We start from the raw sequence: 9425 nt of genomic DNA, 5'->3' as shown, positions 1-9425 counted from the left end.
TCCTGCGCACACGGCAAGACCGGGGTTGGGCGTCCTGCCCAACCCGCCCGAGGCATGCCTCGGGCCCATGCGGCTCACGCCCCCGCAACCGGACCCACCCCGCCTTCGACAGATTGCCGCGATCTGTCGGAACGGCGTCTTGCACCGCTTTGGTAGGTGTCGACCTTGGTGGACACAGTAGATCCACGCCATGCGTGGATGACTCATTCGATATCTGACAGATGTGTCGACCAAGGTCGACACCTACCAACAGCCGCCGGAAAACTGTCGAAGGCTGGGCACTGTGGGTTTGCGGGGTGTGAGCCGCATGGATGCGGCGACCAAGGCTACATGGACGTACTCGCGCCGTCCCCGCACACCCACAGTGCCCCGCCATCCCACGGAATGCACGCTGTTGCTGTTGCTTCCGGCCGTTGCCGTTGCCGTTGCGTCTGCAGGTGCAGGGCGCAGCCCTGCCGAAACCCTACTTCACCCGGCGGCCCGAGCGGTCGATGCGGAACCGCTCTCCGCCTTCCATCGGCGTGTGGCCATCGGCATCCGGCGTACCACGACGGCAACCATTGCAGACCTCGGCGACGCCGTCCTGGAACGGCCATGCGAAATCGAACGTGCCGGGTACCACCTGGCGGAAGGTCAGGTCGAAGTAACCCACGCGGTTGCCGACGCGGCCGCGCAGCAGGCCTTCCTGCGGCGTTTCCGGGCCATTGTCCCAGGTAAGCACCGGCAGGCTGTGGCCCGTGCGGTCGACGTAGTGGAAGCCCTGGTCGGCATACACCACGGCCAGGCCGTGGTCGTCGTAGTTCAGGTCCTTCAGCGTATCGGCGCTGATCTTCAGCCGGTGATCGACCACCTCGCAGTTGGGGAGCGGCCACAACCCGTGTTCGTCGGTCAGCAGCTTGCATGCCGGTGCCTGTGCCGCTGCAGTGGCGCTGACCAGCATGCCAAGCAGGGCCAGCGACCGCGCGAAGCGGCCGCTGGCAGCGTCAGGGCGGGCCTGCCGTGCGATCACTTGGCCTCGGCCTTGCGCTCGAACGCGGTCGGTGCCGGCAGCTGCACCGGCACGCCCTTGTCATCGCAGGTGCCGGCCTGGCACAGGCGCTCGCGCAGGGCCGGGGTGGCCTGCACGATCATGTGATAGATCGCGTTCTGTTCCAGCGTGCCGCGGATCGCCTTGCTGCCCGGGCCGCGTGCCCAGATGCCGACGTCCTCGCCACCGTGCGATTCGGACTTCATCGGCACCAGCGCTTCCTGCATGTAGTCCGGATGCTCGGTGTCGACCTCGCGCAGGTTCGGGCGGCCGTTGGCCGGTTCGAAGCTGCTCGGGTTGTGCGGATAGCGCTTCGGGCCGGCCGGCTGCTGGTTGCTGCTGCCGGTGTGGCCCGGGCCATTGGCGTAGCTCAGCGTGGTGTACGGCTGGCCGGTGCCGTCCAGTGCGTAGTCCAGCTTGCCGGCGCCATCTTCGCCGCCCTTGTCCTTCACCTTGCCCAGGATCGGGTTGCCGCGCGCCGGGTAGCCGACGAAGTTCAGCGTGTGCGAGTGGTCGGCGGTAACGATGATCAGGGTGTCGTCGGCCGAGGTCAGCTCGCTGGCCACGCGCACCGCATCGGACAGCGCCACGGTTTCGGTCAGTGCACGGTAGGCGTTGCCGCTGTGGTTGGCGTGATCGATGCGTGCGCCTTCGATCATCAGCACGTAGCCTTCCGGGTGCCTCGACAGATTCTTGATCGCCGCTGCGGTCAGTTCGGCCAGGCTCGGCTCACCGCCCGGATCCTGCGGGCGCTCGTACTCGTAGCGCATGTGGTCCGGTTCAAACAGGCCGAGGATCGCCGGTGCGTTGGCGGCGGCGGCCAGCTGCTTGCTGTTCCACACGTAGGCGCCGTGCGGATGGGCCTGCTGCCATTCCTGCACCAGGCTGCGCCCATCCAGTCGCTGGCCGACCTTGTCGTCGTACTCCGGGTCGCGCTCTTCCACGGTGGTGAATTCCCCGCGCCCGCCGCCGAGGGCGACCAGCGGGCCGCGCCCGTAGCGCGAAGTCGACAGCAGCTGCTGGGCGATGTCCTTGCAGCCGGCCGCCTTCGCCGCTTCAGTCAGGTCGGTATCGTTTTCCCAGTTGCGCTCGGGCGAGTGCGCGTAGGTCGCGGCCGGGGTGGCATGGGTCAGGCGCGCGGTGGACACCACGCCGGTGGCCAGGCCGGCGCTGTCGGCCAGCTGAAGCCAGGTCAGCAGGCCCTTGGACAGGCTGTCGGCACAGTCGGTGCGGCTGCCGGCGCTGACGCCGATCGCACCCATGTGGGTCTTCACACCGGTGGTGATGGCGGTCATGGTGCCGGCCGAATCCGGGGTCTGCGAATCGGTGTTGTAGGTCTTGCTGAACGCCGTGGCCGGGAAGCGCTCCCAGGACAGCAAGTTCTCTTCACCGGAGCCCCCCTTGCGCTGGCCCTCGTAGATGCGCGAGGCGGCCACGGTGGTCAGGCTCATGCCGTCGCCGAGGAACAGGATGACGTTCTTGGCCTTGCCGGACATCGCGCCGTTGGCGGCGGCCTGGGCAGCGCCGCTGCGGTACCACCACTGCGGGGTTTCGCCGGCCGGGTGGGCGACGGGATCGACGGCGACCTTCAGGCCGGCCGGGGCAGAGGCGGGGGTGGTGCTGGCGCAGGCGCCCAGCAGCAGGGTGGTGGCGCAGGCGGCCAACAGGGAGACGGAACGGCGCATGGACGCTGGGATCTCACAAACTGTAACGGGACGTTCATTATGCCCGCCCTCGCAAGGCACGCCGATGACACACTGATTTGCCGGTCGGGCGGTCGTTCCCCAGCCGTTGATGGGCTATCGTGCCAGCATCCCTTCCTTCCCTCTGGATTGCCTATGAAGCTGGTCTCTGCCTGGCTGCGGATTCCATTCTGGCAGCGCGTGGTCGGTGGCTTCGTGCTCGGCGCGCTGGCCGGCTGGGCGCTCGGCCCGGCCGCGGAAACGTGGTTCGGCCCGCTTGGCGAGCTGTACGTCACCCTGATCAAGATGATCGCCGTGCCGCTGGTGTTCTTCGCGGTGATCAATGCGATCTCGTCGCTGCACGGCCAGAAGTCGGTTGCCGCGCTCAGTGGCCGCACCTTCCTGTGGTTCGTGATCACTGCTGCTTTGGCGGTGTGCGTCGGCCTGGGCGTGGGCACCGTGCTGCAGCCCGGCGCCGGTGGCCTGCAGCTGACGATGGCCAGCAATTACGTGCCGCGCGAAGTGCCCAGCGTGGTGCAGGTGCTGCTGGACGTGGTACCGGCCAATGTCTTCTATGCGCTGTCCGGTATCGGCACCAAGGTCAACGCGGCCGGCGAAACCGTGCTGGCCGCCGGCCGTGGCTCGATCCTGCCGGTCATCTTCTTCGCTGGCCTGGTCGGCTTCGCCATCGTCAAGCTCGGCGAGAAGGTGACCGAGGCGCGCAAGCTGGTCGGCCAGATGAGCGACATCATGATCCAGGTGACCCGCTTCGTGCTGGAAGTCACCCCGATCGGCACCTTTGGCCTGATCGCCGGTCTGGTCGGCAGCTACGGGTTCGAGAAGCTGCTGCCGCTGGGGCATTTCGTGCTGGCGCTGTACGTGGCCTGCGCCCTGCACATCGTGGTGGTCTACAGCGCACTGCTGCTGGCGCACGGACTGAACCCGCTGAAGTTCTTCCGTGGTGCGGCGCCGGGCATGCAGGTTGCGTTCGTCAGCTCTTCCAGCTTCGCGGCGATGCCGGTGGCATTGCGTTCGATCACCCACAACCTGGGCGTGAACAAGGATTACGGTTCGTTTGCGGTGCCGCTGGGCGCCAGCATCAAGATGGACGGCTGCGGCGCGATCTACCCGGCGCTGTGCGCGGTGTTCATCGCACAGTACAGCGGTGTGCCGCTGACTCCGGAGCAGTACGTGGTGGTGCTGATCGCCTCGGTGCTGGGCAGCTTCGGTACCGCCGGCGTGCCGGGTACTGCGGTGATCATGGCCACGGTGGTGCTGAGTGCGGCCAACCTGCCGCTGGAGACCATCGGCTACCTGTATGCCATTGATCGCATCCTGGACATGATGCGCACGATGACGAACGTGACGGGCCAGATGCTGGTACCGGTGATCGTGGCCAAGGAGACCGGGCTGCTTGACCAGGCGGTGTACGACAACCCGTCCAGCAACGTGGGCGTGGATGATCCCGACCCGACACCACCACGCGCCTGAGGTGGTGTGCTGAATTGAAAGGCCCGCCCTGACCGGCGGGCCTTTTGTTTGGGGGATGGCCGAGGCGGTGTCGGCCAAGGCGGCCTCCGCTTGATCCACACCATGCATGGATGGAGCCGGTGGCGACCAAGGTCGGCAGCCACCCACCATTACGTACGGGCCCAACAAAAAAGCCGCTGCAGGGCAGCGGCTTCTTGCATCAGGCGGCGCTGTAGCGCCAGGGGTCAGAGATCCACCCGGCGGGCCTGCATGAACTTGTTGCCCCAGTAGCCACTGAGCAGGGTGTCCACGCGCACATCCTTGCCCGAGCTGGGGGCGTGCAGGAAGCGGCCGTCGCCGACATAGATGCCGACGTGGTCGACGCGGCCCTTGCGGCCGAAGAAGACCAGGTCGCCCGCCGCCAGCGCGGTGCGGTCGTTGATCAGTTCGGCGTTGTCATCGTGCGCCATCTCGCGCGAGACGCGCGGCAACTCGATGCCCAGCGCCGAACGGAACACATAGCCGACCAGGCCGCTGCAGTCGAAACCGCTGTCCGGGTTGCTGCCACCCCAACGGTACGGGGTGCCCAGCAGGGTCATCGCGCGGCGCAGCAGCGACTGCACCTTGCCGTTGTCGGCGGCGGTGCCGACGACGCTGCCATTGGCGGCGCTGCTGGTGTCGTAGTTGGCGAGCAGGCGGCTGAGGTCACCGGCCACCACGGCCGAACGATCCATCAGCGGAATGGTGTCGTTGGCGGCCAGGTGCGGCAGCAGGGCGGCCAGCGTGGCACTGGCGGCGGCATCGACTCGGCTGCGCTGCGGAGCGGCAGCCTCGGCCTTGGCGGCCGGTCGGGCGGTGCTCTCGGCCACCGGGGCCGGGGTCACATCGGAACGGTTTGGAGCAGTCTGCGACCAGGCCGGAAGGCTGGTCAGGCACAGTGCCAGGCCAAGCAACAGCGGGCGGGCACTACGTGAAGATACGGAAGTCTGGCCTTCGCTTTTCAGGTCGTCAGTCGTCACGCGTCGGTCACAGGAAAAAAACGATGGGGCATCATGCCCTGTAAAAGCGCGGATAAGTTAAAAATTCCGTTATAAAATCGTTATTTATGCAGTGACGAATGTCACATTTTTAGACATATCGCCTGTTCAGCTTAGCGAAGGACACGTTTCGCGCCCGTGTAGTGGTCTTTCCAGTAGGGGCCACTGAGCGAGTCCAGGCGAACCGTACCGCCGGTACTCGGCGCGTGCACAAAACGCCCTTCACCTACATAGATGCCCACGTGGGTGACGCTGCCGCGGCTGCCGAAGAACACCAGGTCGCCGGTGGCCAGGCGTTGCGGATCGATCCTGGGGCCCTGTACCGCCGCCAGGTCGCGCGAGGTGCGCGGCAGCCGCAGGTCCAGCATCTCGCGATAGACATAGGCGACCAGCCCGCTGCAGTCGAAGCCCGAGTCCGGGGTGTTGCCGCCATAGCGGTAGGGCGTGCCGACCAGGCTGATGGCCCGCATCAGCACCGAGTTGGCGGCCTCGGGGTTGTCCGGCACGGTCTTCGGCCAGTTCGCCGTCGGCGGGGGCGGCGCCGGGCGGGTGGCCTTGCCGCCGCCACAGGCGGTCATCAACACGGGCAGGGCCAGCAGCAGGGCCGGGGCGAGAAACCGGCGCGGGCCGGACGAAACTGGCGTGATGTGCATGATCTCCGGATAATGCGCCACCTTGGAATGGCCGTCATGATGGCGGCGTCCCCGTCGGGCGACAACCCGCCCCAACCCGCCTGCCTCCGGCAGATCCAGACAGAGTTGCGCATGAAGATCGAAAAAGACCGCGTTGTCCGCTTCCACTACACCGTTTCCGAAGTCGGCCAGGAGCCGATTGAATCGTCCAAGGACCGCGGCGAGCCGCTGGCGATCCTGATCGGCCATGGCAACATCATCCCGGGCCTGGAAAACGCCATGATGGACAAGGAAGCCGGCGCGACCTTCAGCGTCGACGTCAAGGCGGCCGATGCCTACGGCGAGCGCCGCGAGGGCCTGTCCCAGCGCGTGCCGAAGAAGCACTTCGGCAACACCAAGCTGGCCCCGGGCCAGCAGGTGGTGCTGCAGACCAACTTCGGCCCGCGTGCGGTGACCGTGCAGAAGGTCGGCATGAGCGTCGTGGACGTCGACCTGAACCACCCGATGGCCGGCAAGGACCTGCACTTCGACGTGGAAATCGTCGATGTGCGCGAAGCCGGCAAGGAAGAGCTCGACCACGGCCACGTCCACGGCGACGGTGGTCACCAGCACTGATCGCAGCGCGATCGTGATGGATGCGACGGCCCGCTTCGGCGGGCCGTTGCGTTTCTGGAACATGGCGCGGCCATCCATGGCGCGCGGGCCGGCGGCATAATGGCGGACCTGCCTGACGGACGCCCCGTGAACGCTGTCTCTCCTTCCCTGCAGCCGGTGGCTTCCGGCGAACGCATCGCCGTGCTGGACGTGCTGCGTGGTGCCGCGCTGCTGGGCATCCTGCTGATGAACATCGAGGCCTTCAGCGGTCCGCTGGACCTGGCCTTCACCGGCATTGACGTGCACTGGCGGGGCATCGATTACTGGGCCGACGCCTTCGTCTATGTGTTCGTGCAGGGCAAGTTCTTCACCCTGTTCTCGCTGCTGTTCGGTGCCGGCTTTGCGGTGATGGCGCAACGCGCCGAGGTGGCCGGGCGCGACTTCACCCCGTTCTACCTGCGCCGCAGCGCCGGCCTGCTGCTGATCGGCCTGTGCCATGCACTGCTGGTCTGGTCCGGCGACATCCTGGTGATGTATGCACTGGTCTCGTTGCCGTTGCTGGCCTGCCGCGAGGCGCCGCGCAGCTGGCTGCCGTGGATGGGCGTGATCGTCTACCTCGGCGGTGTAGCGATGATGTTGCTGGTGGGTGCGATGGTGTCGATGGCTTCGGCCGAAGACATGCAGAAGATGCTTGCCGAAGCACAGCAGGCCATCGCGCAGCAGCGCCTGGTGTACGGGCACGGCAGCTGGATGCAGGCCACCGCGCAGCGCCTGCACGAGTTCGGATCGTCGATGGGCGCGCTGCTGATTACCGGTCCGGAAGTGCTGGGCATGTTCCTGATCGGCAGCTGGTTCGCCAGCAGCGGTGCACTGGTATCACCCGAGCGCTTCCCACGGCTGTACGTGCTGTTGCGTTGGGTGGCACTGCCGCTGGGCCTGGCGGTCACGCTGCTCGGCGTTGCCTGGAAGCCGTATCTGGTACCGGGCGCCTACGACCTGCCGGTGACCGCAGCGATGGCACTGGTGACGATCGGCGGGCTGCCGATGTGCCTGGGTTACCTGGCGTGGATCGTGCGTTGGCGCGCGCGGCTGGGATGGCTGGCGCCGGTGGGGCGCATGGCATTGACCCACTACCTGGCCCAGTCGTTGCTGTGTACCTGGCTGTTCTACCACTATGGCCTGGGCGGGTTCGAGCGGATGCCGCGCAGCGTGCAGTTGCTGTTCGCGCTGCTGGTATTCGCAGCGCAGGTGGCTGTTTCGCACGCGTGGCTGGCGCGCTTCCGCTTTGGTCCGGTGGAATGGCTATGGCGTGCAATGACCTATCGCCAGTGGCCACCGATGCGGCGTGGAGCCGGGCAGGGCTGATCGATGCAGGGCGCGCATCCTCACGTCTGGCTTGCAGCTGGGCATGGCATGCTCGGCATCAGCATGAGCGCCGGCAACGGCCAGCTGATCGCCGATCTCGTCTGCGTCCGTACGCCGGTGATCGACCCTGCCCCCTACCGACCCGAGCGATTCCGATGAGCACTGCACTCTATGACTACGACCTGATCGTCCTCGGCGGCGGCTCCGCCGGCCTGGCCGGTGCGATCCGCGCCGCGCAGCACGGCAAGCGCGTGGCGCTGCTGGAGCCGGGCGAACTGGGTGGGACCTGCGTCAACGTCGGTTGCGTGCCGAAGAAGGCCATGTGGCTGGCAGCTGACCTGCATGAGCGCATCGGCCTGGCCAGTGCGATGGGCTTCGATGTCCAAGCGCGCCCGGCGCTGTCGTGGAAGGAACTGGTGATACATCGCCAGGCCTACATCAGCAATATCCATACCAGCTACCACAAGCGCCTGGACGAAACCGGCGTGGTGCGCATTCCGGCGCGCGGCCATCTGCTCGATGCGCACACCGTGGCCTGCAGCGATGGCGTGCGCTACAGCGCCGAACACATCCTGATCGCCACCGGCGCGCACCCGCTGCGCCCGGACATTCCCGGCGCGGAACTGGGCTTGGTTTCCGATGATTTCTTCGATCTGCGCGCGGCACCGGCCGAGGTGGCGATCATCGGTGGCGGTTACATCGCGGTGGAGCTGGCTGGCCTGCTGCAGGCACTGGGCAGCAGGGTGAGCCTGCTGGTGCGCGGTCAGCGGCTGCTGGATCGCTTCGACTACGAGCTGACCGATCAGCTGGCCGAGAACCTGAAGCAGCAGGGCGTGCGCATCCATTTCGGCTATCGCCTGCGCGAACTGCAGCGCGATGGTGAGCGCGTACGTGCATTCGGCCATGATGGCCCGCTCGACAGCGTGTTCGATGCGGTGTTCTTCGCTGCCGGCCGCCGCGGCAACAGCCGTGGCCTGGGTCTGGAAGCGCTCGGCATCGACATCGGCGAGCACGAGCAGGTGCAGGTGGACGAGTGGCAGACCACCCGTGTGCCGAGCGTGCATGCGGTCGGCGACATCGCCGGCAACGTCGGCCTGACCCCGGTGGCGGTGGCCGCGTCGCGGCGGCTGATGGACCGGCTGTTCGGGGGCCGCCCGCAGTCGAAGATGGATTACGAGAACGTGGCCAGCGTGGTGTTCTCGCATCCGCCGCTGGGCGCGGTGGGCATGAGCGAGGAGGAAGCGCGCCGGCGTTTCGACCAGGTGAGCGTCTACCACAGCCGCTTTCGCCCGATGCTGCAGGCGCTGGCCAACGGCCCCCAGCGCAGCCTGTTCAAGATGGTCTGTGCCGGCCCGGAAGAACGCGTGGTGGGCATCCACCTGCTGGGCGAAGCGGCCGACGAGATCCTGCAGGGCTTTGCCGTGGCGGTGAAGATGGGCGCGACCAAGGCCCAGTTCGACGACACTGTGGCGATCCACCCGACCTCGGCCGAAGAAGTGGTGCTGATGCGCTGAGCCCGCAGTTGTAGAGCCGAGCCTATGCTCGGCTGCATTCCGTGCAGACATGGTGCAGCCGAGCGCAGGCTCGGCTCTACAGGGAACCTGGCGCCCCCATGCGA

8 protein-coding genes and 1 pseudogene are annotated in these 9425 nt (G+C 66.9%); 5 read left to right on the top strand and 4 right to left on the bottom strand.

Going from position 1 to position 9425, the window contains the following annotated elements:
* Positions 1-463 precede the first annotated feature (463 nt).
* Entirely contained in the window at positions 464-1009 is a 546-nt protein-coding gene (locus R5H29_RS12305; protein WP_332329230.1) for a WG repeat-containing protein, read from the bottom strand.
* On the bottom strand, positions 1006-2712 hold the full coding sequence (locus tag R5H29_RS12300) for an alkaline phosphatase (protein ID WP_019660635.1): 1707 nt from the start codon (positions 2710-2712) through the stop codon (positions 1006-1008). The genes R5H29_RS12305 and R5H29_RS12300 overlap by 4 nt, the downstream gene beginning before the upstream one ends.
* Positions 2713-2865: 153 nt before the next feature.
* On the opposite strand from R5H29_RS12300, the gene R5H29_RS12295 reads away from it, so the two are divergent.
* Positions 2866-4200, top strand: coding sequence for a dicarboxylate/amino acid:cation symporter (locus tag R5H29_RS12295; protein WP_019660634.1), 1335 nt, complete (start codon positions 2866-2868; stop codon positions 4198-4200).
* A 224-nt stretch (positions 4201-4424) separates the two neighbouring features.
* Here the strand turns inward: R5H29_RS12295 and R5H29_RS12290 are convergent, their stop codons facing one another.
* Both R5H29_RS12290 and R5H29_RS12285 read right to left on the bottom strand, forming a co-directional pair.
* Positions 4425-5198 carry a C40 family peptidase gene (locus tag R5H29_RS12290; RefSeq protein WP_005414115.1) on the bottom strand — a complete coding sequence of 258 codons (774 nt, stop codon included), beginning with the start codon at positions 5196-5198 and terminating at the stop codon, positions 4425-4427.
* A gap of 131 nt (positions 5199-5329) precedes the next feature.
* Entirely contained in the window at positions 5330-5869 is a 540-nt protein-coding gene (locus R5H29_RS12285; RefSeq protein WP_031270212.1) for a C40 family peptidase, read from the bottom strand.
* Positions 5870-5980: 111 nt separating this feature from the next.
* Here R5H29_RS12285 and R5H29_RS12280 point away from each other — a divergent pair, with 111 nt between their 5' ends.
* From R5H29_RS12280 to gorA, 4 genes and pseudogenes are all read left to right on the top strand, one after another.
* Positions 5981-6463 (top strand): peptidylprolyl isomerase, encoded by a 483-nt coding sequence (locus tag R5H29_RS12280; protein WP_111098588.1) that lies wholly within the window; start codon positions 5981-5983, stop codon positions 6461-6463.
* Positions 6464-6562: 99 nt separating this feature from the next.
* A complete protein-coding gene (locus R5H29_RS12275; RefSeq protein ID WP_332329229.1) occupies positions 6563-7807 on the top strand; it encodes a DUF418 domain-containing protein in 1245 nt (414 codons plus the stop codon).
* A 15-nt stretch (positions 7808-7822) separates the two neighbouring features.
* Positions 7823-7966: pseudogene (locus tag R5H29_RS12270) on the top strand (amino acid dehydrogenase); the annotation flags it as partial.
* Positions 7963-9321, top strand: a complete 1359-nt coding sequence (gene gorA / locus R5H29_RS12265; RefSeq protein WP_332329228.1) for a glutathione-disulfide reductase — start codon at positions 7963-7965, stop codon at positions 9319-9321. The pseudogene R5H29_RS12270 and the gene gorA, both read left to right, overlap by 4 nt.
* Positions 9322-9425: the final 104 nt, after the last annotated feature.

The sequence above is a fragment of the Stenotrophomonas sp. A3_2 genome (genome assembly GCF_036624925.1).
GTDB lineage: Bacteria > Pseudomonadota > Gammaproteobacteria > Xanthomonadales > Xanthomonadaceae > Stenotrophomonas > Stenotrophomonas hibiscicola.
Note: the sequence above shows the minus strand (reverse complement) of the source record. Positions and strands in the feature narration are given on the sequence as shown.